Origin of the sequence: Streptomyces sp. NPDC127595, from assembly GCF_042671685.1 — a bacterium.
Lineage (GTDB): Bacteria > Actinomycetota > Actinomycetes > Streptomycetales > Streptomycetaceae > Streptomyces.
On the sequence record NZ_JBHXWK010000002.1, the window covers coordinates 655242 to 681065 of the forward strand.

25 protein-coding genes are annotated in these 25824 nt (G+C 70.9%); 13 read left to right on the forward strand and 12 right to left on the reverse strand.

What is annotated here, in order from left to right; genetic code table 11:
• Positions 1-87: 87 nt before the first annotated feature.
• The 4 genes from ACFVKT_RS09480 (at position 88) to ACFVKT_RS09495 (ending at position 5671) form a co-directional block, all read left to right on the forward strand.
• Positions 88-2421 carry an FHA domain-containing protein gene (locus ACFVKT_RS09480; protein WP_385729301.1) on the forward strand — a complete coding sequence of 778 codons (2334 nt, stop codon included), beginning with the start codon at positions 88-90 and terminating at the stop codon, positions 2419-2421.
• Positions 2422-2426: 5 nt separating this feature from the next.
• Positions 2427-3008, forward strand: a complete 582-nt coding sequence (locus ACFVKT_RS09485) for a hypothetical protein (protein ID WP_385729303.1) — start codon at positions 2427-2429, stop codon at positions 3006-3008.
• Between the two features lie 95 nt (positions 3009-3103).
• Positions 3104-4108: a serine/threonine-protein kinase gene (locus tag ACFVKT_RS09490; RefSeq protein WP_385729305.1), complete on the forward strand. Its 1005-nt coding sequence runs from the start codon at positions 3104-3106 to the stop codon at positions 4106-4108.
• A gap of 78 nt (positions 4109-4186) precedes the next feature.
• Positions 4187-5671: an alpha/beta hydrolase gene (locus tag ACFVKT_RS09495; RefSeq protein WP_385729307.1), complete on the forward strand. Its 1485-nt coding sequence runs from the start codon at positions 4187-4189 to the stop codon at positions 5669-5671.
• Here the strand turns inward: ACFVKT_RS09495 and ACFVKT_RS09500 are convergent.
• A complete protein-coding gene (locus ACFVKT_RS09500; protein WP_385729309.1) occupies positions 5668-6981 on the reverse strand; it encodes a streptophobe family protein in 1314 nt (437 codons plus the stop codon). The two genes, ACFVKT_RS09495 and ACFVKT_RS09500, sit on opposite strands and share 4 nt — an antisense overlap.
• Positions 6982-7207: 226 nt before the next feature.
• Here ACFVKT_RS09500 and ACFVKT_RS09505 point away from each other — a divergent pair, with 226 nt between their 5' ends.
• Positions 7208-8554, forward strand: coding sequence for a DUF6777 domain-containing protein (locus tag ACFVKT_RS09505; protein WP_385729311.1), 1347 nt, complete (start codon positions 7208-7210; stop codon positions 8552-8554).
• A gap of 102 nt (positions 8555-8656) precedes the next feature.
• Positions 8657-9244: a DinB family protein gene (locus ACFVKT_RS09510; RefSeq protein WP_385729313.1), complete on the forward strand. Its 588-nt coding sequence runs from the start codon at positions 8657-8659 to the stop codon at positions 9242-9244.
• Positions 9245-9265: 21 nt separating this feature from the next.
• Here the strand turns inward: ACFVKT_RS09510 and ACFVKT_RS09515 are convergent, their stop codons facing one another.
• Together ACFVKT_RS09515 and ACFVKT_RS09520 are read right to left on the reverse strand one after the other, a co-directional pair.
• Positions 9266-9622, reverse strand: a complete 357-nt coding sequence (locus ACFVKT_RS09515) for a nuclear transport factor 2 family protein (RefSeq protein ID WP_385729315.1) — start codon at positions 9620-9622, stop codon at positions 9266-9268.
• A gap of 5 nt (positions 9623-9627) precedes the next feature.
• On the reverse strand, positions 9628-10377 hold the full coding sequence (locus ACFVKT_RS09520; protein WP_385729317.1) for an SDR family oxidoreductase: 750 nt from the start codon (positions 10375-10377) through the stop codon (positions 9628-9630).
• 154 nt (positions 10378-10531) lie between these two features.
• On the opposite strand from ACFVKT_RS09520, the gene ACFVKT_RS09525 reads away from it, so the two are divergent.
• Entirely contained in the window at positions 10532-11356 is an 825-nt protein-coding gene (locus tag ACFVKT_RS09525) for a helix-turn-helix domain-containing protein (protein ID WP_385729319.1), read from the forward strand.
• Positions 11357-11473: 117 nt separating this feature from the next.
• Positions 11474-11929, forward strand: coding sequence for a helix-turn-helix domain-containing protein (locus ACFVKT_RS09530; protein ID WP_385729321.1), 456 nt, complete (start codon positions 11474-11476; stop codon positions 11927-11929).
• Positions 11930-11946: 17 nt separating this feature from the next.
• On the opposite strand, the gene ACFVKT_RS09535 is transcribed toward ACFVKT_RS09530, so the two are convergent.
• Together ACFVKT_RS09535 and ACFVKT_RS09540 are read right to left on the reverse strand one after the other, a co-directional pair.
• Complete coding sequence (locus ACFVKT_RS09535; protein ID WP_385729324.1) at positions 11947-12549, reverse strand: ClpP family protease; 603 nt, start codon at positions 12547-12549, stop codon at positions 11947-11949.
• A gap of 1 nt (position 12550) precedes the next feature.
• Positions 12551-13204: an ATP-dependent Clp protease proteolytic subunit gene (locus ACFVKT_RS09540; protein WP_385729326.1), complete on the reverse strand. Its 654-nt coding sequence runs from the start codon at positions 13202-13204 to the stop codon at positions 12551-12553.
• A gap of 305 nt (positions 13205-13509) precedes the next feature.
• Here ACFVKT_RS09540 and ACFVKT_RS09545 point away from each other — a divergent pair, with 305 nt between their 5' ends.
• Positions 13510-13992: a VOC family protein gene (locus ACFVKT_RS09545; RefSeq protein WP_385729328.1), complete on the forward strand. Its 483-nt coding sequence runs from the start codon at positions 13510-13512 to the stop codon at positions 13990-13992.
• Between the two features lie 107 nt (positions 13993-14099).
• On the opposite strand, the gene ACFVKT_RS09550 is transcribed toward ACFVKT_RS09545, so the two are convergent.
• From ACFVKT_RS09550 to ACFVKT_RS09570, 5 genes are all read right to left on the reverse strand, one after another.
• Complete coding sequence (locus ACFVKT_RS09550; RefSeq protein ID WP_385729330.1) at positions 14100-15029, reverse strand: SGNH/GDSL hydrolase family protein; 930 nt, start codon at positions 15027-15029, stop codon at positions 14100-14102.
• 126 nt (positions 15030-15155) lie between these two features.
• Positions 15156-16832 (reverse strand): ATP-binding protein, encoded by a 1677-nt coding sequence (locus ACFVKT_RS09555; protein WP_385729332.1) that lies wholly within the window; start codon positions 16830-16832, stop codon positions 15156-15158.
• A gap of 7 nt (positions 16833-16839) precedes the next feature.
• Entirely contained in the window at positions 16840-17514 is a 675-nt protein-coding gene (locus tag ACFVKT_RS09560; protein ID WP_385729334.1) for a response regulator transcription factor, read from the reverse strand.
• A gap of 396 nt (positions 17515-17910) precedes the next feature.
• Positions 17911-19140, reverse strand: a complete 1230-nt coding sequence (locus tag ACFVKT_RS09565) for a SpoIIE family protein phosphatase (protein WP_385729336.1) — start codon at positions 19138-19140, stop codon at positions 17911-17913.
• A gap of 65 nt (positions 19141-19205) precedes the next feature.
• On the reverse strand, positions 19206-20222 hold the full coding sequence (locus ACFVKT_RS09570) for a zinc-binding alcohol dehydrogenase family protein (RefSeq protein WP_385729938.1): 1017 nt from the start codon (positions 20220-20222) through the stop codon (positions 19206-19208).
• Positions 20223-20364: 142 nt separating this feature from the next.
• Here ACFVKT_RS09570 and ACFVKT_RS09575 point away from each other — a divergent pair, with 142 nt between their 5' ends.
• The 3 genes from ACFVKT_RS09575 (at position 20365) to ACFVKT_RS09585 (ending at position 22996) form a co-directional block, all read left to right on the forward strand.
• Positions 20365-21162 carry a VOC family protein gene (locus ACFVKT_RS09575; protein WP_385729338.1) on the forward strand — a complete coding sequence of 266 codons (798 nt, stop codon included), beginning with the start codon at positions 20365-20367 and terminating at the stop codon, positions 21160-21162.
• Positions 21163-21267: 105 nt separating this feature from the next.
• Entirely contained in the window at positions 21268-22287 is a 1020-nt protein-coding gene (locus ACFVKT_RS09580) for an ArsR/SmtB family transcription factor (RefSeq protein WP_385729340.1), read from the forward strand.
• Between the two features lies 1 nt (position 22288).
• Complete coding sequence (locus ACFVKT_RS09585) at positions 22289-22996, forward strand: ribonuclease H (RefSeq protein WP_385729940.1); 708 nt, start codon at positions 22289-22291, stop codon at positions 22994-22996.
• Positions 22997-23150: 154 nt separating this feature from the next.
• Here ACFVKT_RS09585 and ACFVKT_RS09590 read toward each other — a convergent pair whose 3' ends face one another.
• Both ACFVKT_RS09590 and ACFVKT_RS09595 read right to left on the reverse strand, forming a co-directional pair.
• Complete coding sequence (locus ACFVKT_RS09590; protein WP_385729342.1) at positions 23151-23975, reverse strand: tyrosinase family protein; 825 nt, start codon at positions 23973-23975, stop codon at positions 23151-23153.
• 33 nt (positions 23976-24008) lie between these two features.
• On the reverse strand, positions 24009-24377 hold the full coding sequence (locus ACFVKT_RS09595) for a tyrosinase cofactor (protein ID WP_385729344.1): 369 nt from the start codon (positions 24375-24377) through the stop codon (positions 24009-24011).
• 196 nt (positions 24378-24573) lie between these two features.
• On the opposite strand from ACFVKT_RS09595, the gene ACFVKT_RS09600 reads away from it, so the two are divergent.
• Positions 24574-25779, forward strand: coding sequence for an FAD-dependent monooxygenase (locus ACFVKT_RS09600; RefSeq protein WP_385729346.1), 1206 nt, complete (start codon positions 24574-24576; stop codon positions 25777-25779).
• Positions 25780-25824 lie beyond the last annotated feature (45 nt).

The following is a 25824-nucleotide window of genomic DNA, read 5'->3' on the forward strand; positions in this document are numbered from 1 at the left end:
GCTCCGCAACCGTGATGGGCCCCTCGGCGGTGCCGTTCTGAAGCCACCCGCCAGGCGAATATATGGACGAATAGCTAGAATTCAGGCATGGCAGAGCGGCCAGTCGCGCCCATCGCGCCCGAACTCGTGCTCGAAACCGAGACGGGTTCCATGGTGATGAGTCCCAGCCGCGACTATCACGTCGGACGCGACCCCTTGAGTGATGTCGTCATCGACGACGCCCGGGTCTCCTGGCACCACGCGGTACTTCGCCCCGAGGCCGACCACTGGACGGTCGAGGACGAGAACAGCACGAACGGCACCTACGCCGACGGCCGGCGCGTCCACGAGTGGGGCGTCGGACCGGGCAGCGTCCTCCACTTCGGCAACCCCTCCGACGGTCCCCGCGCGGTACTCGCCGACCGGCCCCCGGAACGCCCCTCGGCCGTCTCCCTGCCGTCCGCCACCGGCACCTTCCGGCGGCCCACCTCCGTACGGCCGCTGCCCGCCCGCACCGTCCGCATCGGCCGCGGCGGCGACAACGACCTGGTCATCGACGACCTGGTCGTCTCGCGACGGCACGCCGAGCTGCGCACGCTGCCGGACGGGTCGTACGAGATCGTCGACCTCGGAAGCCACAACGGCACGTTCCTCAACGGCCAGCCCGTGAGCCGCGCGCCGGTCACGTCCGGTGACATCGTCGGCATCGGCCACTCCGCGTTCTGTCTCGTCGGCGATCAGCTGCAGGAGTACGTCGACACGGGCGAGGTCTCCCTCGACGTCCAGGACCTCACGGTCGCCGTCGACCACGGGCGCAAAACCCTGCTGGACCAGGTGTCCTTCCCCGTCGGAGAGAAGTGCCTGCTCGCCGTCGTGGGCCCGAGCGGCGCCGGAAAGTCCACGCTCCTGAACGCGCTGACCGGTCAGCGCCCCGCCGACCACGGCACGGTCCTCTACGACGGACGCGACCTCTACCGCGACTACGCCGAGCTGCGCCAGCGGATCGGCCTGGTCCCGCAGGACGACATCCTGCACACCCAGCTCACCGTGCGCAAAGCCCTCACGTACGCCGCCCAGCTCCGGTTCCCGCAGGACACCGCGAAGGCGGAGCGCCGGGCCCGAGTCGACGAGGTGATCGGCGAGCTGGGCCTTGAGCAGCGCGCCGACCAGCCCATTCACAGTCTCTCGGGCGGCCAGCGTAAACGGGTCAGCGTGGCCCTGGAACTGCTGACCAAGCCGTCGCTGCTGTTCCTCGACGAACCGACGTCCGGCCTCGACCCCGGCATGGACCGCTCGGTGATGCACATGCTTCGCGGTCTCGCCGACGACGGCCGCACCGTCATCGTGGTCACCCACAGTGTGCTCAGCCTCGACGTATGCGACCGGCTCCTCGTGCTCGCGCCCGGCGGAAAGGTCGCCTACTACGGACCGCCCGAGGACGCTCTGGCCTTCTTCGGCTACGAGCAGTGGCCGGAGGCCTTCGAGGACTTCGAGCGGGACCACGACCGGGACTGGGCGGGCGACTACCGAGTGTCACCCTTCCACCGCCAATACATCGACAACTCCACCTCGCAGCCGTATCAGGCCCAGGCCGCTCCGGTCGCCGCCGTCGGACCACCGCCCAAGCCCCAGAGCTGGGGCGCCCAGCTCAGCACCCTGATCCGCCGCTACGCCGCCGCCCTCAGCGCCGACCGGACCTTCCTCATCATCATGATCGCGCTGCCGTTCGTGATGGGCGCGATGGCCCGCGCACTGGCCGGAAGCCGTCTGACGCAGGAGACGGCGATGAACGCACTGCTCATTCTGTGCGTGGGGGGTGTCCTGACCGGCGCGGCCAATGCCGTGCGCGAACTGGTCAAGGAACGGGTCATCTACCAGCGCGAGCGGGCTGTGGGCCTGTCCAGATCGGCGTACCTGATGTCCAAGGTCGTGGTTCTGGGCACCATCACCGTGCTCCAGGCCGTCGTGCTGACCCTCGTCGGTCTGTTCGGCGTCGACCTCAACGCACCCGGCGGCGAAGGCGTCCTGATGCCGCCGCTCGTCGAGATCACGGTGGCCGTGGCCCTGCTCGCCTTCACCGCGATGATGCTGGGCCTCCTCGTCTCCGCCCTGGTGCGCAAGGAGGAGGTCACCATGCCGCTGCTCGTGCTGCTGGCCATCGTCCAAGTGGTCTTCTGCGGCGCGCTGTTGAAACTGAACGGCGTGCCCGGCATCGAACAGCTTGCCTGGCTGGTGCCCTCGCGCTGGGCGCTTGGCGCGATGGCCGGGACCATCGGGCTGGCCCGGATCGTCCCCGGGAAACTGACCGGCGACCCGCTGTTCCGGCACGAGACCGGCGTCTGGCTCCTCAACATGGGGATGCTGGTCGTCCTCTCGGTCGTCTTCGGGTACGCGGTGATCCGCCTGCTGCGGCGGCACGAACCCGCTGTCATGCGGAAGTAGGTGCGATGACGACAGCCGAATTCCGCCCCACCCACGTGATCCCCCAGGACGGCCTGCCCGCCTGGGAGACCCCGGATCCGTCCCGGCCCACCGTGCGGCTCGACGCGCTGCTGCCGGTCCAGCTGATCGACCGGCTCGGCGACTGGGGCCGGGTCCTCTGCGCCAACGGCTGGTCGGCCTGGGTCGACGGCCGACTGCTCGTCGCCGTACCGCAGGCGCCGCCCGCCGCGGGCAGCCCCCTCACCCGGACAGCCGACCCGCGCCCACTCCTGGCCCGCGTCGAGGAGGCACTCTCCCGCTACCGGGGCGCCGCCGAGGACCTCGCCGCCGGACGACTCGACGGGCAGTCCTTCCGCGGCCGTACGCAGGGACAGCGGATCGGGGTGATCGTCGACGGCGAGTCTCTCTGGCTGTACGACGGCGAGCACGAGCGGTGGGTGTACTGCGACGGCACGCGGCTGAGCACCTTCGCGGCGGGGCGGGGCCCGGCGGCAGCGGCCGAGGAGCCCGTACGGGCAGAAGCTCCGGTGGGCCGCGAACCCACGCGGGTCGTCACCTATGACGCGGACGACCGGGGTGACCTCTGATGGGCGACGAAGACGATCGGGGTGACCTCTGATGGGCGACACGGACGACCGGGGTGACCTCTGATGGGTGACGAGAACGACCGGAGTGACCTCTGATGGCCGACGGCGGGCGCCACGACACCAGCCTCTTCTCCGGGCGTCCGTCCGACCTGATCGGACGGCAGATCGCCGGCTACCGGATCGAGCAGGAGATCGGCCGCGGTGGCATGGCCGTCGTCTACCGCGCCAAGGACCTGCGGCTCGACCGGACCGTCGCCCTCAAGCTGCTCGCCCCTGAGCTGGCCCGCAACGACACCTTCCGAGGCCGCTTCACCCACGAGTCGCGGGTGGCCGCCGCCATCGACCACCCCAACATCGTGCCGGTCTTCGAGGCCGGTGAGACGGACGGCGTCCTGTACATCGCCATGCGGTACGTCGCCGGACGGGACCTGCGCCATCTGCTGGACCGCGCGGGCCCGTTGCCGGTCAAGGTGGCCGCCCGGATCGCCGTCCAGGTCGCCTCCGCGCTCGACGCGGCCCACGACCACGGTCTGGTGCACCGGGATGTGAAACCCGGCAACATCCTGGTCGCCCAGGGCACCGACAGCGACCATCCCGAGCACGTGTACCTCACGGACTTCGGCCTGACGAAGAAGTCGCTGTCCCTCACCGGGTTCACGAGCGTGGGCCAGTTCGTCGGAACGCTCGACTACGTGGCTCCCGAGCAGATCTCGGGGAAGCCGGTGGACGGCCGGTGCGACGTCTACAGCCTCGCCTGCGTCGTCTACGAGACGATGGCCGGGAAGCCGCCCTTCCAACGCGAGGACGACATGGCGCTGCTCTGGGCCCACCAGTACGACGAGCCGTCGCCACTGACCGGCAAACGCCCCGACATCGCCGCCGCCGTGGACGACGTCCTCGCCCAGGCGCTGGCTAAGAGCCCCGACGACCGGTACGACTCCTGCCTCGCCTTCGTGGCAGCGCTGCGGGTCGCCGCGACCGGCGCCATGGACGCGGGCCACGCGCCGACCCAGGTGGACGGGCGGGTGGTCGGAGCCCCCGAATACGGTCCGCCGCCGGAGCCGCCGGGCTGGGCCGGGCCGGTGTTTCCGGGCGCCTAAGTGCGGGGGCAAACCCCCCTGAACACAGGCCGGTTGGCGGGATGGGACGGCCGGTGAGGACCGGCGAAGCTCTTCTGCATGACGAAGATCCAGCGAAACGCCGCCCTGCTCGCCGCCTCCGCCTTCGTGCTCAGCCTCACCGCACCGCTCACCGCGACGGCCTCGACCGCCGCCGTGCCCGAAGCCCTCCAATGGACGAAGTGCGAGGGAAGCGGGCTGGACCCGCGGCAACAGTGCGCGACCATCGAGGTGCCGATGGACTACGCCCACCCCGGCGGCCGGAAGATCAGCATCGCCGTCTCCCGGATCCCCAGTGAGAACCCGCAGGCGCGTCGCGGTGCTCTGCTGCTGATCCCTGGTGGGCCCGGCGGCTCCAGTCTCAACAACCCTTCGGGCAAGGGGCAGCGGCTACCGCAGGAGGTGCGGGACGCCTACGACCTGATCGGGTTCGATCCCCGTGGCCTCGGTCGCTCCACCCCCGTCACCTGCGACCTCGAACACAGTGACCTCGCCACGTCGAAACTGCGCCCCTGGCCCGCCCCCGACGGGTCCATCACCGAGAACATGGCCACCGCACAGCGCCTGTCCGACGCCTGCGAGCGCAACGGCGGCGAACTCATCAAGCACATCAGCACCGCTAACGAAGCCCGCGACATCGACCGCATCCGGGCGGCCCTCGGCGAGCGCAAGCTGTCCGCGTGGGGTGTCTCGTACGGGACGTATGTCGGCGCCGTCTACGGCCAGTTGTTCCCGCACCGCACCGACCGCATCGTGCTGGACAGCAACGACGACCCCGACCACACCCGGGTCTCCCGCGCCTGGCTCGCCGGTCACGAGGCCGGTGTCGAGGACACCTTCCCCGAGTTCGCCAAGTGGGCCTCCGCACCCGGCAACCCGGACCGGCTGGCCGAGACGGCGGACGAGGTCCGGCCGCTGTTCCTGGAGCTCGCCGCGAAGCTGGACCGCGAACCGATCCCCTGGCCCGGCGCCAACCCGGAGGAGCTGAACGGCAATGTGCTGCGCCAGACCATGCTGGACAGCCTCTACGCGCCCAGCGGCTTCCCCGACCTGGCTCAGTTGATGCTTGCCGCGCAGAAGGGCACCCTGCCGCCGGCGCCCCCCGCGCCGCCCGAGTCCGTGCTGCAGAACGCCGCCGCGGTCGGGGCCGGAACCCTCTGCAACGACATCGCATGGCCCAAGTCGGCCGCCGCGTACGAGAGGGACGTTGCCTGGAGCCGCGCCGAGTACCCGCTGACCGCAGGAATGACCAGGAACGCGATGGTCTGCGCCGCCTGGCCGTTCACGCCCGAGGAGCCCCCGGTACGGATCACCGACCGCGGCCCCTCCAACATCCTGCTCATCCAGAACGAGCGCGACGTGGCCACCCCGCTCAGCGGTGCTTCGAAGCTCCGCGAGGCCCTGGGCAAGCGCGCCACCATGGTCACAGTGAACTCCACCGGTCACGACGCCTACTTGGCCAACGGCAACGAGTGCGGCGACCGGACCGTCTCGCGCTATCTGGCGACGGGGGAGCGCCCCGGCCGGGACACCTACTGCAGTTAGCCGACCCGGGCCCCGGGTCCCTCGGCGCCGATCTCGCCCCGCCGGCGGACTCCCTTCGCCAGCAGACCGCCGAGGAACCCGGTGACCAGCCCCCACAGCACGGCGAATCCGAGCGCGGTCCACACCTCGGGCCGCAGGAAGAGCTCCCCGCCCAGACCGCCGCCGATGTCACCGATGCCGAGGATCGACAGACCGTAGTGCGCGGAGATCCGGCCGACGAGACAGATCATGAGCACAGTGAGCGCGAGCGCGATCGCCATGTGCACGGCGTGCTGCCACAGCCGTATCCGGGCCGGTGAGCGGGCTGCCATCAGGAACGCGGCCGCGAGGAGCAGCAGCGCGTCGACGACCAGCAGCCACCACACCTTGCCGTCGAACTCGGCGAGGGTGCGCAGATTGAGCGTGGAGATGTCCGGGGTGCGCAGTACCTGGTCGAGGAGATGCGGCATCGGCAGCCCGAACGGCCCGTCCACGCGCCCGTTCCACGTGACGCCGAGCCCGAGAGTGAAGGCCAGCCAGACGAGGTTCGGGAGACCGAGGAGGAGTACGGCGAACGTCTCCGCCGTGTGCCCGCGACTCGCCGCGACCACCAGGGCGATGACGACGCCCAGCACGACGTACGCGAGGAGCAGCGCGACCATGGCGAACGCGGCCGGACGCACCGACTCCTGGAAGCGCAGCAGCCGGGGCGGGAGCGGGGCCCCGCGCGAGACCAGCAGCGCGAGGACGAGGACGCCCACGAGCCACAGCACACCGAAGACCAGCGTCAGCGGCACATCGGTCTTGAAGCCGACCTTGGGAGCGGCACCGAACAGGTCGCCGATGTCGCCGATCGTTCCGTCCCCGAGGGAGATGCTGAAGTTCTGCCGGGCGAAGAGCGCGAGGGCGACGAGGGCCAGCAGCCACAGGACGGCGATCCGGGCGGCCCACCCGGCCAGTTCGCTGGCTCCGGCGACGGCCCGGTGCCGCAGCGGCCGCAGGAACCCGGCGGCCATCACCAGCGCTCCGGCCAGGGTGACCGACAGGGGAATCACCGTCAGGCCCGCTTTGGTGTCGGCGATCATTCCGGCGTCGCCCGAGAGCACGATGGTGCCGCCGACGGCCGTGACGACGGTGGCCGCGACCACCCGGGGGAACGCGTTGTCGGGCAGGTCCGCCGCACCTGCCGCCCACAGCCCGAGCGCGGCGACCACCCCCATGACGATCATCCCGGTCAGCACCGCCAGGACGGCCTGGAGCCAGCCATGGCGGGCGGCAGGTTTGCCACCGGGGCGGACAACTGCCTGGTCGGATGGTGTCTGGGGGCTCACGCTGCCACGCTAAGCAGGGCTGACGCCGTCCGCCCGCCGGGAGGGTCCGACCGCGTCGGCTTGCGGGCGGTACGGGACCGGAGCACACAATGGGCTCGTTGTGTAAGAAAGCGATGCCAAACGTAAGAAAGCTGTGCGAAGCGTTTGAAGCATCGCAAAACTTCAGTCTGAAGCAGCACAAAGCTTCTGAAGTGCCGCGGGATCCCTACACCGGGAAGAAGAGCTCGTGAGCGTCGAACCGCCGTCCTCAGGCCGCCCCACCGGACCGCCTTCGGGCCCCCTGTCGGGCCCGTCCCAGCCGGGTCCGTCCGAGCCGAGTCCGACCCAGCCCAGTGGCCGCGTGCCCTCGGGCCCGCCGAGCGGTGCGGGCGGAGGCGACGCGGGTGGACCCTCCGGGCCCGGTGGACCGGGCGGACCGGGTGGACCGAGTCAGCCGGGCAAGGGCCCGGACCGCCCCTGGTGGAAGTCGGCGCCCCGCGTCGCACTGATCACCGGCGTTCTCGTGGCCGCCGTGATCCTCGGCCTGGTCTTCACCCGCGACAACGGCGACAGTGACACGTCCGCAGCCGGCGGCGAGGTCTTCCTCCAGGCGGCGGGCAAGTCGGGACCCGACCCGTTCACGGAGTCGACGGCCAACGACAGCTCCACCCCGCCCGAGACACCCTCGGCGTCCACCGCCTCGGAATCCGCCAACGTGACCCGGGGCGTGGACGGTTCGGCGCCCGGCCTCTACGGCGGCACCCGCAACGTCTCCAGCTGTGACGTCGAGAAGCAGATCAAGTTCCTCCAGGCGGACCCGGCGAAGAACAACGCGTTCGCCTCGGTGGTGGGCCTGCGGACCTCCCAGGTCCCCGGCTATCTGCGCGCGCTCACCCCGGTGCAACTGGGCTACGACACCCGGGTCACCAACCACGGCTACCGCGACGGCGCCGCCACCAGCTATCAGGCGGTGCTCCAGGCGGGCACCGCTGTTCTCGTCGACGATCACGGCGTCCCCCGGGTGCGCTGCGCCTGCGGCAACCCGCTGGGAGAGCCGGTCGCGCAGAAGACCACGCCCAAGCGGACCGGCGACTCGTGGCCGTCGTACCGGACGCAGAACGTGGTGGTCGTCGCGCCCTCGACGACGATCATCAACGTCTTCGTCATCTTCGACCCGGACAACGACGAGTGGATTGCCCGGCACAAGGGCGACACGGGCCACCACGACGAGAAGACCGAGCCGCCGGCGCAGCTGCCCTTCCCGTCGGCGAGCGTCTCGTCCCCGACGCCGAACTCCCAGTCCCCGTGCGCCTCTTCACCCGGTACGACGCCGAGCGGCTCGCCAAGTCCGAGCGTGTGCGCGTCGACCTCCACATCACCGTCCTCGCCCTCCTCGTCCTCGTCCGCCCCGTCGGAGTCCGAGTCGGACTCGCAGTCCCCGCCCTCCGAGCCTCCGACGACGGCATCGGAGTCGTCCGCGTCACCCGACCTGGCGTCCTCGGCCACGACGACGGAGACGGCGACCTCATCGATGACGGCGGCGTCATCGGCTTCCAGCGCCCCGGTATCGTCCGCCACCTCCCCGGGCCTCTGACAGCAAGTCACCCAGAAGCTGGGGGAGTTGGACCTCACCGGTGACGCTCGCGTGCCCGAAATGTGGTGGCGGATTCCCGGCAGGCGTCCGATGCTCTTGGGCATGGCCGACATCGCGGAGTCAGAGCCCGGCAGTCCCCGGCCCGAGCGGAGCTTCGGACGGTGGGACATGTTCGTGCGTCCGGACGGCGATCCGCGGTCCGACCGGGGATTCGTGGGGGAGCGGGACACGCTCGTCGGACATCTGCGGGACCAGCGGCTCACCCTGCGGATGAAGTGCGCCGGGCTCGACGCGGAGGCGATGGCCCGGCGTGCGGTGGAGCCCTCGAACCTGTCCCTGCTCGGGCTTGTGCGGCACCTGGCCGGGGTCGAACAGCTCTGGTTCCGGCGAGTGATGGCCGGACAGGAGGTTTCCCGGCACTACCGAACCGACGCCGATCCCGACGGGGACTTCAACCGCGCGGTGGGCGACCCCGAGGTCGTCGCGGAGGCCTGGGACACCTGGCGCTCCGAGGTCGCCTTCGCGGAACGCTTCGTCGCAGGCGCCCCCAATCTCGACATCAGCGGCATGAACGGCGACGAGCCCATCGAGCTCCGCTCGGTACTGGTGCACATGATCGAGGAGTACGCCCGGCACAACGGCCACGCCGACTTCCTGCGCGAGCGGATCGACGGGAGGGTGGGGCAGTAACCGTCCGCCGGGGCGCGGAAATCACACCTCGTTGTTCCACATGCGGAACATGGCGCACTTCCCGTGGCCGTCGAAGGTCACGGTCCAGAGGTTGGCGAAGGTGCCGAGTTCCTTGTAGCGGCCGGTGCCCTCGATGGCCGCCGTGTCCCCGTTCACGGTAAGGACCGACCACTCGAACTCCCAGCCGCCCTCCTGCCACGCCGCCCGGCCGAGCCATCCCTCGACGATCTCATCACGGCCGGTCCAGTCCGTCGCGTACGGCCACTCGTGGTACTCCGCGTGCGCCGAGAAGAGCGCCTCGATGTCCTTGCGGCTGTTGCTCCTCCAGGCCCGCACATACTCCTCGACCCAGGCCTCCACCCGCTGCTTCGTCACCACCGCACTCACCCCTGCGCCGTCGGCCTGATGACGAGTTCGTTGACGTCGACATCGAGGGGCTGGCTGATGGCGTACAGGATCGCCTCACCGATCGCCGAGGCGGGGATCGCGATCCCCATCTGATCCTGGACCGCCTCGCGCACGCCGGCGTCGCTGATGCCCTCGGTGAGCTCGCTACGGGTCAGGCCGGGGCTGATGACGGTGACACGCAGGTCGCGGCTTTCCTGCCGCAGGCCTTCGGAGAGGGCACGGACCGCGAACTTGGTGGCGCTGTAGACGGCCGCGGTGGGGTCGACGCGGAGCCCCGAGACGGAGGCGATGTTCACCACGTGACCGGCGCCCTGGGCGCGCATCAGCGGGAGCACGGCCGCGATGCCGTGCAGGACGCCCCGGATGTTGACGTCGATCATGCGGTTCCACTCGTCGACCTTCAGAGCGTCGAGGGGCGACAGCGGCATCACGCCCGCGTTGTTGACCAGGACGTCGACCCGTCCGTACTGCTCCTGCGCGGCTCCGACGAAGGCGCGCACGCTGTCCAGGCTGGTCACGTCCAGCTCGTGGTGGAGTGCGCTTCCCCCGTCGGCCCGGATCTCCTTGGCGAGAGCGGCGACGCGGTCCGTGCGGCGGGCCCCGAGTACCACTCGGTGGCCGGCCGCGGCCAGTCGCCCGGCCGTGGCCTCGCCGATCCCGCTGCTTGCCCCGGTGATCAGCACGACCTTGCCCGGGGATGTGTCGGTGGTGGATGGGACGGTCATGGGAACCCCTTCGGACGTGTCCGCGACCTGCGGCTCTGTTTCCGGTCAGGGTCCGATCATGTGCCGGATCCCGCCGCGTGGGCAGGACGTGTCTTCCTGGGTGCGCCACACCCAGGAAGGGGTGACGCGGGAAACACCGACGTACGATTTCTGCATGAGCGGAAACGAGCTGGGCGAGTTCCTGCGGGTCCGGCGCTCCCGCCTGAACCCCGCCGATGTGGGCTTCCCGGGCTCCGGTGCACGCCGGGTCGCGGGGCTGCGGCGTGAGGAGGTCGCCGTGCTGGCAGGCGTCAGTGCCGACTACTACGCGCGCCTGGAGCAGGGCCGGGAACGCCACCCCTCCGGGCAGGTCATCGACGCGATCGCGGGGGCGCTGCGGCTGGACACGGACGCCCGCTGGCACGCGTACCGGCTGGCCGGACTCGTGCCGAAGGCATCCCCCGTCGGCCGCCGCCAGGAGCGGGTGGCTCCCGCCCTGCTGCGGCTGATGGACGGCTTCCCCGCCGCCGTCGCCTACATCACCAACCGCCGCCTCGACATCCTCGCCTCGAACGCTCCCGCCCGAGCGCTGCTCTCTCCTCTCGCGAACCCCCGGGACATGGTCCACTCCCTCTTCCACGACCCCGCCGCCCGGCAGCTGTTCGCCGACTGGCCGGCCGTCGCACGCGACACGGTGGCAGCGCTGCGACTGGCGTACGGACACCAGCGGAGCGACCCCGAGACCGGCGCGCTGGTCGAGGAACTCCTCGACAGCAGCGAGGAGTTCGCGGCGCTGTGGCGCGAGCACGGTGTCGGCCGGCTGGGCAGCAAGACCAAGGTCTTCAACCACCCGGACGTGGGCCGGCTCACGCTCACCTACCAGTCCTTCGACGTGCAGGACGCCCCCGGGCAGTGCCTGCTCGTCGGCAGCGCCGAACCGGGCACGGCGGACGCCGACTCGCTCGCCCTGCTCGGCGCCCTGCACGCCGACGCGCCGTGACCGTACGGCACTTGATCCGCAGACTTCACCGCGGGCGCCGTACCGCCGACGGACGATTCCACCGAGAGCGGAACGCCGGTCCCTTCCGCTGGGGCTCACCGCTTCTAGGCTGAAGGGGTGAGCAACCAAGCGCCGAACGAAGCCCGCGTCATCCCTCTGCGCCCGGCGGCAGCGCCGGCTCCGGCCGCCGCTCCGGCGCGAGTGCCGCAGCGGCCCCGCCCGGTTCTCGCGCCACGCCGGACGCCCCCGGCCCCTGCTCCCGCGACCAAGCAGCCGCTGTGGCGCGACCTCGTGGGTGACGTCCTGCGGCGTGAGCGACTCGCCCAGGAGCGCACGCTCAAGGACGTGGCCGACGCGGCCCGGATCTCCATGCCCTACCTCTCGGAGCTGGAGCGCGGTCGCAAGGAGGCTTCGTCCGAAGTCCTCGCGGCCGCCGCTCGCGCCCTGGGCCTCGGCCTGGGCGACCTGCTCTCGCTGGCCCAGGACGAACTCACCCGCCTCGCTCAGGCCAGGCCCGGGCAGAGCCGCTCCACCACGAGCTCGCGGTACGACGGCATGTGCCTGGCCGCCTGACCGTCCTGCCCGGGTTCTCAGTTCACCGGGAGCCGCCGGCTCACCACCTCGTCGGCGATCCCGTACGCCACGGCCTCCTGCGCGGTGAAGACCTTGTCGCGGTCCATGTCCGCGCGGAGGGTGGCGACATCATGGTGTGTGTGCCGGGAGAGGACCTCCTCGACCTGTGAGCGGATGCGGAGCATTTCCTTGGCCTGGAGGGTGAGGTCGGAGACCGTCCCCTGCCGTCCGCCGCTCGCGGGCTGACCCAGCAGCACCCGCGCGTGCTCCAGGATGAACCGCCGTCCGGGATCACCCCCGGCCAGCAGCACCGCCGCGGTCGAGGCCGCCTGTCCTACGCAGAACGTCGAGATCGGCGCCTGCACATACGTCATCGTGTCGTAGATCGCCATCAGTGAAGTGAACGATCCCCCGGGCGAGTTGATGTAGATCGCGATCTCGCTGTCCGGGCTCGACGACTCCAGATGGAGGAGCTGCGCGATGACGACGTTGGCGACCCCGTCGTCGATCTCCGTGCCGAGAAAGATGATCCGCTCGGACAGCAGCCTGCTGAACACGTCGTACGAGCGCTCGCCCTGCGGAGTCCGCTCGACCACGTTCGGAATCGTGTAGCTACCCATGTCAGAGCCCCATCCGTCGCCGTGACGCGGCCGGGCGGACGTCGTCGAGCGACTCCACGACCCGGTCGACCATGCCGTAGTCCTTCGCCTGCTCCGCCGTGAACCAGCGGTCGCGGTCGCCGTCGCGGGAGATCGTCTCCTCGCTCTGGCCGGTGTGCTCCGCGGTGATCCGCTCGATGGCCTTCTTCGTGAACTCCAGGTTCTGCGCCTGGATCTCGATGTCCGCGGTGGTTCCGCCGATACCGGCCGACGGCTGGTGCATCATGATCCGCGCGTTCGGCAGCGCGAAGCGCTTGCCGTGGGCGCCGACGCTGAGCAGGAACTGCCCCATGCTCGCCGCGAATCCCATGGCGAGCGTCGAGACGTCGTTCGGGATCAGTGTCATCGTGTCGTAGATCGCCAGGCCCGCGGTCACCGATCCGCCCGGGCTGTTGATGTACAGGCTGATGTCGGTCCGCGAGTCCTCCGCGGAGAGCAGGAGCAACTGGGCGCAGACCCGGTTCGCGGAGACCTCGTCGACCTGCGTACCGAGCAGGACGATGCGCTGCGCGAGCAGTTGCGCGGCCAGATGGTCGTCGAAGCGCGTCGCGGGGGTGTCGCCCTCGTCGGCCCGCGGTGCGCGGGCCGGGTCCCAGCCGGTGATGAGTGCAGTCATCGGTCCTCCGTGAGGTGTCGGCGCGGCGCGGTTCTCGTCGCCGCGATCTCCACTCTCGGACCGACTGCGCTCGGGATTCAGGTTTCTCGGCCGGCAGCAGATTCGCTACGGGCAGAGGCGGACGGAGGCGAGCGGGTGCGGGTCCCGCCGAAACCGCCGGCCGGGGCTTCCCGCGTCGGACCGGAGCGCCGGAACCCGGGAACGCTCGGCACCACGGCGGAACCCGTGCCCGTGCCGCCGATGAGTTCTCGGGCGAGGACCAGTCGACAGAAGTGACGACGTTTTCCCCACCCGAGGAGGTACTCATGCCCGCCAATGGATTCACCACTTGTCTGTGGTTCGACGGTCAGGCCGAGGAGGCCGTGGACCACTACATCTCGATCTTCAAGAACTCCGAGCTCGGCAGGATCACCCGGTACACGGAGGCCGGGCCCGGCCCCGTCGGTTCCGTGGTGACCGTCGAGTTCGTGGCCAACGGCCAGAAGTTCATCGCACTCAACGGCGGCCCGCAGTTCACCTTCAACGAGGCCATCTCCTTCCAGATCGACTGCGACGACCAGGAGGAGGTGGACTACTACTGGAACAAGCTCACCGAGGGCGGCGGCGAGGGCGGTCCCTGCGGCTGGCTCAAGGACAAGTACGGCGTCTCCTGGCAGGTCGTCCCGGTGAGGCTCGTCGAGATGGTCGTCGACCCGGACCCGCAGAAGGCGGCCCGCGCGACCGCGGCGATGCTCAAGATGGGCAAGCTGGACATCGCGGCCCTGGAGAAGGCGTACGCGGGCGAGTAGCGGACCGGCTCGGTCCGCAGCCCACCCCGGGTGCACAGCGGCCGGCCCGCCTCCCTCCCCGTGAGGCACAGGCGGGCCGAGCGCTGTGCAGAGCCCCTACGACTCGGTCAGCCGGCGTGGGCGGCGATCACCCGGGAGATCTCCCGGGTGATGCGCACGATCCCCGGGGAGCGGACCGGGCACGGCTTCGGGGTGGATGTGGTCGGCGCCAGGCAGAAGTGCAGGTAGTCGTCCGCGCGGTGCAGGGCGGTGCGGTCGCGGTCCGGCTGGGTGCAGTACACGGGGTTCTCGTGCTCGTACGAGGTGCACGGCAGATACTGGACCCAGGTGTTGCGTGCCGACGCCGGGCTCACGGTCTTTCCGGCGTCGGCGAGCAGTTCGCCGGTGGCGCGGGCCCGCTCCTCGTACAGCGCGTTGACGTCCCGGACCCGGCCAGGGGTGATCGGGTCCGGGCCCTGGAGCACCCAGACGATCTTGGGTTGCCGCGCGCCGCCCGCATTGGTGATCTGCTCGGCCAGCCGTTCCATGTCGGCTTCGTACCGCTCGAAGTACGTCTTCTTCGCCTTGTCGTACGTGATGCCGTCCATGCACGGCGTATAGCCCCAGGCGTTGCCCCAGAACTGCAGGACCACGAAGTCCGGCCGCTTGGAGCGCACCAGGGCGGCCGCCTTGTCGGCGGGCGGTACGAGGGACTGGTCCGCGGCGCCTTCCAGGTAGTCGCACAGGGTGGTGCCCGAGTACGGGGCACTGGTGTACCGCGCGTCCAGTTGGTTCCGCAGCAGATCGCCGAGCACCTTCTGGTTCTCCATGGCGAGAGAGTCCCCGAGGTAGAGCACCGTGGGTGCCTTCGCGGGGGCGTCCGGCGCGTCGGGGGAGGCTGAGGCGGCGGGCCGCTGTCGCGTCGTAGAGGTCGGTGGCGTGGAGGTGTCGGGTGTCGCGCGGGCGGGCGGTGCCGCCTCGGGGCCCGACGCCGGGTCGCCGCACGCGCCGAGCAGCAGCCCGGCCAGCAGCGCCCCCACGATCCACCGTCCGCGCATACGGCAACTCCCGCCCCGCCCACCGAAAGGGTCCCCAGGCAAGCACAGCCGGGCCCGAGACGGAAGACACCCCGGTCACAACTCTCGCCGCGGCCGGTCGAGTTGAAGCAGGACCAGGCGCCGCCGTCAGCTCTCGACAGTTCCCGATAGAAGCTCCAGCAGGTCCGCGAGCGGCAGCGGCTTCGCCATGTGGGCGTCGAATCCGGCCGCCCGGGACTCGCCGCGGTCGGAGCCCCGGCTGAACCCGGAGACCGCGATGAGCCGCAGCTTGTCGCCGTGCGGGCGTGAGCGGACCTCGCGGGCGACCGTGTAGCCGTCGATGTCCGGCAGGCCGAGGTCGCACAGGACGACGTCGAAGAGGCTGGACTCGGTGGCGAGCAGTGCGTCCGTACCGGTGTGCACGGCCGTGACGTGGTGCCCCTGCCGCTCCAGCAGGGCGCGGTAGGTCGTGGCGAGGTCCGTGTTGTCCTCGACGATCAGGATGGCCAACTGCCGTGGGGCGGAGCGGGCTTGCGTGATGGGGCGGGGTTGCGGGGTGCCGTCGGGGGCGAGGGGGAGCAGGGTGTCGAACGAGGCGCCGGTTCCGGGGCCCTCGCTCCGCGCGGTGATCCGTCCGCCGTGGAGCTCGACGATCGTCCGGACGACCGCGAGCCCGAGACCCAGCCCCTCCGGGGTGTTGGGGCCCGCGGGAGCCGCCCGCATGAAGACCCCGAACAGTTCCTCGGCCTGGGCCGGCTCGAAGCCGATTCCGTCGTCCCCGACGGTGAGCCGCGCCTGTCCGTCCGCCGTCGACAGCCGTACTCGCGTACAGCCGCCCGGGAGCGTGTACTTGAGCGCGTTGGACAGCAGGTTGGTCAGCACCTGGGCCAGCCGCAGCCGGTCCCCGTCGATGGGCACCGGATCGGCGGGCAGCTTCACGTCGAGCGTGCGGTCCTCGTGGCCGAACAGGCCGCGCATGTCCGCGCAGGCGCTCTCGACGACCGAGCGCAGATCCGTCCGCCCGCGCACCAGCTCCATGCGGCCGGTCACGGCGCGCGTTCCGTCGAGCAGGTCGTTGCTCATCCGCACCAGCGTGGCGAGCTGCCGTTCCAGGACGGACAGCGCCGGATGGCTGTCCGGCAGGTCGAGCGCCAGCAGCTCGGTCGCCGCCGTGGCGGCCGCCAGCGGATTGCGCAGCTCGTGCGAGAGGGTCGCGATGAACCGGTCCTTGGCTCGCTGCTCCTCCCGCAAGGTCTCGCCCGCCGCGTCGAGATCGGCGTTGGCGCGGCTCAACTGCTCGTTCACCTCGCGGATCTCCCGTGCGCGCACGAAGAGGTCGATCTCCATGCCCTGCGCGCGCATCTGCGCGTCGGCGACGGCACGCTCCTGCTCCCGTCCGACCTGGCGCAGATGGACGAACTCGGTGACGTCCTCCACGCGGTGGATGATGTGCGTGACGTGCCCTTCGCCGTCCAGCACCGGGGTGTTCACGGGACTCCAGTACCGCTCGGCGAACGCGCCCGCCCCGCCCGTCGGGATGTCGTAGCGCTGCAGCGCCATGGTGTCCGTACGCCCGGTGTCCACCACCGTCCGCAGGGAGCGGCGCAGGTTCGCGACGCCGTCGGCGGACGGGTCGCCCGGGTTGTCGGGGAACACGTCGAAGATGGGGCGCCCGACGATGCTCCGCCCGGTGCGCGTGGCCGTCAGATATGCGCGGTTGACCTCCACGATCGTGAAGTCGGGCGCCAGGATGAGGAGCGGGGAGAGCGTCGAGTCGAACAGGAGCCGGAAGTCCGGCCCGGGGTGCGGGGTGTTCTCGGACATGGCGGCCTCAGGGATCGAGTCGGTAGCCGAAACCGCGCACCGTGGTGATCCGTGGCGCGGGGGTGGGCAGGCCGGTGAGCTTGCCGCGCAGCCGGTAGACGTGCTCGACGACGGTCGCGGGCTGCTGCCAGGACGCTCCCCAGATCTGCTCCAGGAGCTGTGCGGCGGAGAAGACCCGGCCGGGGGAGCGGGCCAGCAGCTCCAACACGGCGTACTCCTTGGGCCGCAGCGCCAGCGGCACGCCCGCGATGTCGGCCCGGCGGGCCGCGGTGTCGACGCGCAGCGCCCCGACCTCCAGTACGGCCGGCGCCTCGGGCGGCTGCGAACGGCGCAGCACCGCGCGGATACGGGCCACGAGTTCGCGCTGCGAGAAAGGCTTGACCAGGTAGTCGTCGGCGCCGATCTCCAGCCCCGCGACCCGGTCCGCCTCGTCACCGCGCCCGGAGACGACGATCACCGGGAGGCGGCTGCTGGAGCGCAGCGACCGCAGCAGTTCGAGGCCACTGCCGTCCGGCAGTCCCAGATCGAGGACGACCAGATCGATACCGCCGTCGTACAGCACGGCTTTCCCGGCCCGTGTGTCGATGGCCCACGCGACGGTGAACCCCGCACGTTCCAGATAGGAATGGCACATCAGTGCGAAGTCGGGATCGTCCTCGATCAGCGCGAGGTGTGGACGCATTCCGCACCACCCGGCCCAGCTGCCGCCCCCATGTTGTGCCGCTGGTGAGCGGGCGTTGATGCCCCGACCATGTGGCGAAGGTAGAACAGGAGACACCCACGGTTCAAGGGGGAGCCGCCCGGGGGGATTTCCGGCGCGGGCTCGTGCGGTGCGGGGATCGTTCACCGCCGTACGAACCCGCGCCGGGGGCGCGCCGACTGTCACCCCCCGGGCGCCGGGTGACCGGCCCACGTACGGTGTACGACCCCGGCGCACGGGCCGCGACACAGGGCGCGCGTGGGGTCAGTCGCGTGATGTGGTGTGTCCGCGGCGTGGGAGTGGATCCGGTCCGCAGAAGGCCGGAGAGACGGACACCGACGTCGTACGGGCGTAACCGCTCGCAGCGTCCGCCAGGTCTCACGTCGGGTTGCGTCGGCGGATACGGGCGGCGAGTACCGCCACATCGTCCTCCGCCTGACGGGCGTTGAGACGCACGAGTACCTCGTCGAGCAGTTCGTCGACGCCCGCTCCCGGCGGCAGTCGCATCTCGGCCAGCCGGGCGAGCGAGGCGTCGATGTCCTCCCCGCGCCGCTCCACCAGACCATCGGTGTACATCACCAGGGTGTCATCGGGAGTGAGCTCGCGGGTGGCCTGTTCGTAGCCGCCCACCCCGGTGCCCAGTGGGGGACCGACCGGCAGTCGCAGCAGCTCACCGGTGCCGTCCCCGGTGAAGACGACCGGGGGCAGGTGCCCGGCGGAGGCGATCGCTGCCGTACCGCGTGCCGGGTCGACCTGGACCAGCAGACAGGTGGCAGGGCGCCGGTTGCCGTCCTCGGCGACCGCGGCGTCGAGCCTGCGCAGCACCCGGTGCGGCGGCAGGTCCGTGGAGGCGACATAGCGCAGCATCGAGCGGTACGCGTTCATGTCGACCGCCGCGTTGAGGCCGTGCCCCATGACATCGCCCACGACCAGCAGGGTGCGCCCGAAGTGCAGCCGCACGGTCTCGAACCAGTCGCCGCCCACCAGGGTGGTACCGCCGGCCGGCAGATAGCGGGTGGCCAGGTCGAGGTTCGGGTGCGGTCGGCCCGGTTCGGCCAGCAGCGCCTTCTGGAGGTTCAGCACCGTGCCGCGTACGGCGTTGTGCTGGCGCGAATGGCCGATGTGGACGGCCGCGAGGCGCGCCGCGTAGTGCGTGCCGGAGGTCTCCGGGTCGGTGAACTCCTTCCCCTGCCGGACGGCGAGCAGTACCCCGTACAGACCGCCGTGGGCGAGCAGCGGAACGGTCATGACCTGCCGCGGGACCCGTCCGGACAGGTCGATCGAGGCGCTGATCGGGTGCCCCTCGTCCAGCGCCTGCACGGACAGGGGCCGTGCCCCGTGCGCGGGCCAGGGGGTGAGCAGCTCGGTGTCTCCCGCCGTGGCGACGCGCGACAGGTCCGGGGCGTGCGGGTGCTGCGTGGTGGCGGGGGCGTCCGCGGGCAGCAGGTCCACCGCCGAGGCGTCGCAGAAGTGCCGGCACACGAACGCGGCGAGCTCCTCGCAGGTGACCCGTTCGTCCAGCGTGGTGCCGATCGACTCGACGGCATCCTCCATGGCACCGAACGGCGACTGCGCACCCGGAGCGTCCTCACCGCCTAGGTCCGTCATGCCACCTCCACCGCCCTGCGTACCTGGGTCCATCCACGCACGGGGGAGACGGGCCCGCACCCCGGTCAGTGCCGGGGCGGTATCTCGTTCACCAGCACGGCAGCTCCGTCGAAGCGGCCGGCCTTGAGGTCCTGGAGGGCCTCCTGGGCGCGTGACAGCGGATAGGTGTGCGTGGTCGCCCGTACGCCGTGGCGTGCCGCGAGCGCCAGAAACGCCCGCCCGTCCTCGCGGGTGTTCGAGGTGACGCTGCGCAGCTCCTTCTCGTAGAACAGCTCCCGCTCGTAGTCGAGGGGCGGGGTGTCGCTCAGATGGATCCCGGCGACGGAGAGGACCCCGCCCCGGTCGAGTGCCCGCAGGGCCACCGGGACCAGCTCGCCGACCGGCGCGAACAGGATCGCGCTGTCCAGCGGCTCGGGAGGCTCCTCCTGCGCCCCGCGGGCGGATGCCGCCCCGAGGCCGAGCGCCAGCCGCCTGGCCGCCGGGTCCCGCGTCAGGACGTGCACGGTGGCACCCTGCGCGAGCGCGAGCTGCGCGCACAGGTGGGCGCTGCCGCCGAACCCGTAAAGGCCTAGCCGCCCACCCGGCGGCAGCGCGGCCCGCAGCAGCGCCCGGTAGCCGATGATGCCCGCGCACAGCAGCGGGGCCAGGGCGACGTCGTCCATGTCGCCGGGCAGCCGGTACGCGAAATCGGCGGCGACGGTCGTGTACTCCGCGTAACCGCCGTCGGCGTCCCAGCCCGTGTACGACGAGTCCGGGCAGAGGTTCTCGGCGCCGCGCGTGCAGTACCCGCATGTGCCGTCCGTGCCGCGCAGCCAGGCGACGCCCACCCGGTCGCCGAGGGCGTGGCCGCGCACGCCCTCGCCGAGCGCCGCGACCACGCCGACGACCTCGTGCCCCGGCGTCACTCCCGGCCGGTGTACGGGCAGGTCGCCCTCGGCGATGTGCAGATCGGTGCGGCAGACCCCGCAGGCACGGACCTGGACGAGGAGTTCGCCGGCGCCCGGCACCGGTACCGGTTTCTCGACGAGACGCATGGGCCCCTGTTCGATCGGCCCGGGCCGATCCACCTCCCACGCTCGCATCATCCCGTGCCCCGTCCCGTCGACGAATGTCGTTGTCCGCCTTCCAGTTTCATGCGGAACGTCCCGTTCGGCGCGCGGCCCGGCGCCCGGCTGACTAGCGTGAAACGTGCAACCAGACACCCAACCGGAGAAGGTCGACGTCATGGCCGTACAACCAGAGGGAACGCCCTGTTGGGCGGACGCGATGTTCAGCGATGTCGAGGGGGCCAAGAGTTTCTACGGTGACGTGCTCGGCTGGACGTTCGGTGAGGCGTCCAGCGAGTACGGCAACTACACGCAGGCGTACAAGGACGGCAAGACGGTGGCCGCGGTCGTCCCGCCGATGCCGGGGGCGGAGGGCCAGTCCGCCTGGTGCCTGTACTTCGCCTCGCCCGACGCCGCCGCGACCACGCAGAAGATCCGGGACAACGGCGGCACGGTCCTGATGGAGCCCATGCAGGTCGGCGACTTCGGCACGATGGCCCTGGCCAGCGAGCCCAGTGGCGCCGTCTTCGGCGTCTGGCAGGCAGGCGTCCACGAGGGCTTCGAGGCCACGTCCGTGCCCGGCGCCTACGCCTGGGCCGAGGTCTTCACCCGCGAGCCCGAGAAGACCGACGGGTTCCTGCCCGCCGTCTTCCCGTTCACGGCGAAGCAGATGGACCACGACGAATTCGACTTCAGGGTCTTCAACGTCGGGGAGGACACCGTCCTTGGCCGGATGAAGATGACGGACGACTTCCCGCCCGAGGTCCCGTCGTACGTGAACGTCTACTTCGCCGTCGACGACTGCGACGAGGCGGTGGCAAGGGCGACCGGGCGCGGCGCCGTCCTGCGCTTCGGGCCCATGGGCAGCCCGTTCGGCCGGTTCGCGGCGCTGAGCGACCCGCAGGGCGCGTCGTTCTCCGTCATCGACCTCAACACGACCGAGGGCGAGATGCCCAAGCTGACCGACGTGTCCTGAACCCGGCGCCCGCCGGGGCAACCGTGCGGACGTGGTTGATCGTCCCTTCTTGTGGCCGCCGCATCTTCGGGTGACCGAACCCCCACAAGAATCGCGGGAGATCACATGCTCCGCATTCACTTCACGTCGCACGATCTGCAGAACATCCGGGTGGCCCGGCAACCGGATCCGCTGTGGGAACTGGTCTGCAGCGTCTGCCGGTTGGAGACCGGACAAGGGCCGCTCGACTTCGGTCACTGGCGCCGTGCGGCCCGCGACCGGCTCTCCACGGACCCGGTCGCGAGCCGGGCGCTGCGCCCGCTGCGGACGCTGATTCCGGCGGCGGGCTACATACCGGACTTCCTCACGCCTGCGGTGTCCGGCGGCGAGCTTACGGCCGGTCTCGACGAGCTGCGGCGCACCCCGCGCACCCGGCTGGTGCGCGACCTGACCCGGCTGGCCGACTCCCGTCCCGTTCCGGAGTGGGCGACCTCGCTCGGCAGACCGGGCGGCGACTCACTGAGGTCCCTGGCCAACGCTCTCGGGATCTACTTCCGTGCCCTGCTGGAGCCGTACTGGCCGCACATCCGCAGGGCGGTCGCGGACGACGTCGACCTGCGCTCCCGGCACCTCCTCGACGGCGGCACCCAGGCGCTCCTGGACGGGCTGGGTCCACTGGCGCGCTGGAGGTCACCCGTGCTGGAGGTGGACTATCCCATCGAGCGCGATCTCCACCTGGAGGGGCGCGGCCTGCTCCTCGTCCCCTCGTTCTTCTGCTGGCGCCGGCCGACCGCACTCGCGGACCCCGGACTCGACCCGGTGCTCGTCTACCCGGTGGGGAAGGCCCCGCTCACCATCGCGCGCGCCACGGACGACGGCGTGGAGCGCCTGCTGGGCCGTACCCGCAGCGCCGTACTGGCCGAGGTGGCGGGCCGGCACGCCCGGACCACCTCCGAGGTCGCCGCGGCCGTGGGGATCGGGCTGCCCAGCGCCAGCTACCAGATCGGCGTCCTGCGCGACGGGGGACTGGTGGCCAGCCGCCGTGACGGCAAATACGTCCTCCACACGGCCACCCCGCTGGGGCAACGGCTGATCGGGGAGCGCGGCCGCCTTCGACCCGGTACGGGAGCAGCCGTCCGGCCGTGACATCATCGGCGCCATGCCTGAACGTGTAGTGGCCGCCTGTGACGGGGCGTCGAAGGGGAACCCGGGACCCGCCGGATGGGCCTGGGTCGTGGCCGACGGGGACGAGACCCCGACCCGATGGGAGGCCGGCGCGCTGGGCACGGCGACGAACAACGTCGCCGAACTCACCGCACTGGAGCGCCTGTTGACGGCGATGGCGCCGGACGTTCCGCTGGAGATCCGGATGGACTCCCAGTACGCGATGAAGGCCGTCACCACCTGGCTGCCCGGCTGGAAGCGCAAGGGCTGGAAGACGGCCTCCGGAAAGCCCGTCGCCAACCAGGAACTGGTCGCCCGCATCGACGAACTGCTCTCCGGCCGTTCCGTGGAGTTCCGCTACGTCCCCGCGCACCAGGTCGACGGCGACCGCCTCAACGACTTCGCGGACCGCGCGGCGAGCCAGGCGGCGATCGTCCAGGAGCCCGCGGGCAGCGACCTCGGTTCCCCGCAGCCGCCGGCCTCGCCGGACACCGTCCCGGCCGCCGCCGCGCGCCGCCGCGCACCCGCCAAGACCGCGCGGCCGAGCGGCGGCCCGGCCCGCACGATCAAGGCGAAGTTCCCCGGCCGCTGCCTGTGCGGCCGCTCCTACGCTGCGGGCGAGCCCATCGCCAAGAACGGCTCGGGCTGGGGACACCCCGAGTGCCGTACGACGGAGACGGCCGACGCGTAGGGCCTGTCCGTATGACGGGGGCCGTGGACGTATGGGGCCTGTCCGTATGACGGAGACGGCCGACGCGTAGGGCCTGTCCGTATGACGGGGGCCGTCGACGTGTGGGGCCTGTCCGTATGACGGAGGCGGCCGACGCGTAGGGCGCCTTCGGCTGTCAGACCGTGTCGAACGTGTAGTGCGCGGTGTGATCCAGCAGGTCGGCCGGCCGGACGTCGCCCCACGGCTTCATCGTCTCGTTGAGGTCGACGACATCAGGGGTCCCGGCCACGGGCAGATAGCCGGAGCCGGGGTGACGGCGCTGCCAGTCGGCCCACAGCTTGTCCATGTAGGCGTGGTGGAGCCAGAACACCGGATCGTTCGGGGAGACGCCGGTGGCCATCTGGCCGCCCACCCAGACGTGCACCCGGTTGTGGAGGTTGACGCCCCGCCAGCCTTCGAGGTGGTTGCGGAAGCCGTCCGAGGAGCTGTTCCAGGGCGCCATGTCGTACGTCGCCATCGCGAGCACCGAATCCACCTCGGCCCGCGTGGGCAGGTCCCGGCCACTTCCGCCGAGCGACCGGCGCAGATACGTACGGCTGTCGACCCGGACGTTGATCGGCCAGTTGCCTGCCGACGCGGCGAAGGGGCCGTCCATCACCTGACCGTCCCGGCTGCGCCCGGTGCCGCCCAGGAAATCGGGTGCCCACAGGGACGCCCGCGTCGAGCGGTCGGTGCTCCAGTCCCAGTACGGCAGCGCGACGGAGGAGTCGATCGACTGCAGCGCCTGCTCGAACTCGATGAGGAATCTGCGGTGCCAGGGCAGGAAGGACGGCGAACGGTGGCCCGTCCGCTCGCCGTTGTCCGTGTCGCCGAGTATGAAGGCGTTGTGCGTGGTGACGAAGTCGTCGTACCGGCCACTGCGCTTGAGCTGGACCAGCGCGTCGGTGAAACGCCGCTTCTCGTCGGTGGTCAGGCTCGCCTGGTTCTTGCGTACGGTCATGTGCGGGACTCCACAGTCTGCTTGCGGGGCGGGTCAGTTGGCGCCGAACGGGACGAGCGGGGCCCCTTGCAGTTCCAGGACAGCGGCGTGGGCGGCGGCGCGCGGGGTGGCCACCGGGTCGTAGTGGCTGACGACGCTGATCCAGCTGCCGTCGGCGTTCCGCATCACGTGCAGTTCCACACCGTCGACGAACACGGCGTACCCGGCGCCGTGATGGTGCCCGCTCCCGCTGAGCGGCCGGCCCGTGATGCGGCGGCCCCGGTAGACCTCGTCGAAGGCTGCGGGAGCGCCGTGCTCGTGCCCGGCGGCGGAAGCCGTGGGCGCGGTGACGGACTGGGAAGCGGCCACGGCGGCGAACGTGGCCGCGGCACCGAGGGCACGGCGGCGGGTGAGCTCTGGCATACGGAGTCCTCCTGTATCTGGCTCTGTTGAACGACTCGGTATGCCTATCGGTTCGTCGGAGAGTGGGAGAAATCGGCGCATGCCGGTTGGCTGTGATCCGGACAATTAAGCAAATGTCGCGTGCGACCTGGCGCACAGCCCTCCACTGTTACGCTTCGCAGTCACTTGACCGCAATGTGCAACAAAGGGAGTGCGCGTGAAGATCGCGTGCGTCGGTGGCGGACCAGCCGGCCTGTACTTCTCGATCCTGATGAAGCGTCAGGACCCGTCCCACGACATCACCGTCTACGAACGGAACCCGGCCGGTTCGACCTACGGCTGGGGAGTGACGTACTGGGCGGGCCTGCTCGACAAACTCCGTGAGGGTGACCCCGAGTCCGCGCTCGCCGTCAGCGAGAGCTCGGTCCGCTGGAGCGAGGGCGTCGCCCAGGTGAGCGGATCCAGGACGGTGCACCCCGGCGACGAGGGGTTCGGCATCGGCCGCCGCCGACTGCTCGACCTGCTCGCCGAACGGGCCGAATCCCTCGGCGTACACGTCGAGTTCGAGCACGACGTGGCCGCCGACCGGCTGCCCGACGCCGATCTCGTCGTCGCGGGCGACGGAGTCAACAGCGCGCTGCGCGAGCGCCACGCCGATCACTTCGGCAGTGACGTCACGCTGGGACGCAACACCTACGTCTGGCTCGGCACCACCAAGGTCTTCGACTCCTTCACCTTCTCCTTCGTGGAGACGGAGCACGGCTGGATCTGGTGCTACGCCTACCCGTTCAGCGGGGAGCACAGCACCTGTGTCGTCGAGTGTTCCCCCGAGACCTGGACCGGCCTCGGGCTCGACGCGACGACCGAGGGCGACGGCCTGGCCCAGCTGGAGAAGCTCTTCGCCGACCTCCTGGACGGGCACGGGCTGATCGGCCGGGCGCAGAGCGACGGCAGTGCGCAGTGGCTGAACTTCCGCACTCTGACCAACCGGACCTGGCACCGCGGCAATCTGGTCCTGATCGGCGACGCGGCCCACACCACGCACTACTCGATCGGCGCGGGTACCACCCTCGCGCTGGAGGACGCCCTCTCGCTGGCCGGGGCGCTGCGCGAGATCCCGGACCTGGACGCGGCCCTCGCCCGCTACGAGCGGGAGCGCAAGGCCGAGCTCCTGGCGATCCAGAGCGCGGCCCGCCACAGCGCCCAGTGGTACGAGAACCTCCCGCGCTACATCCACCTCCCGCCGGCGCAGATGTTCGCCCTGCTCGGCCAGCGCCACTCGCCGCTGCTGCCGTACATCCCACCGCAGATGTACTACCGGATCGACCGTGCGGCCGGACAGCTGGAGGCGCTGCGCCGGTTCAAGCGCTGGCTGGGGCCGCGGCTGGCCCGCACGGTGCAGGCCGCCCGCTCCCGCGGGTAGCCGTTGCCAGGATGTTTCTTGGGTGAATAGCGATTCACCAGCTAA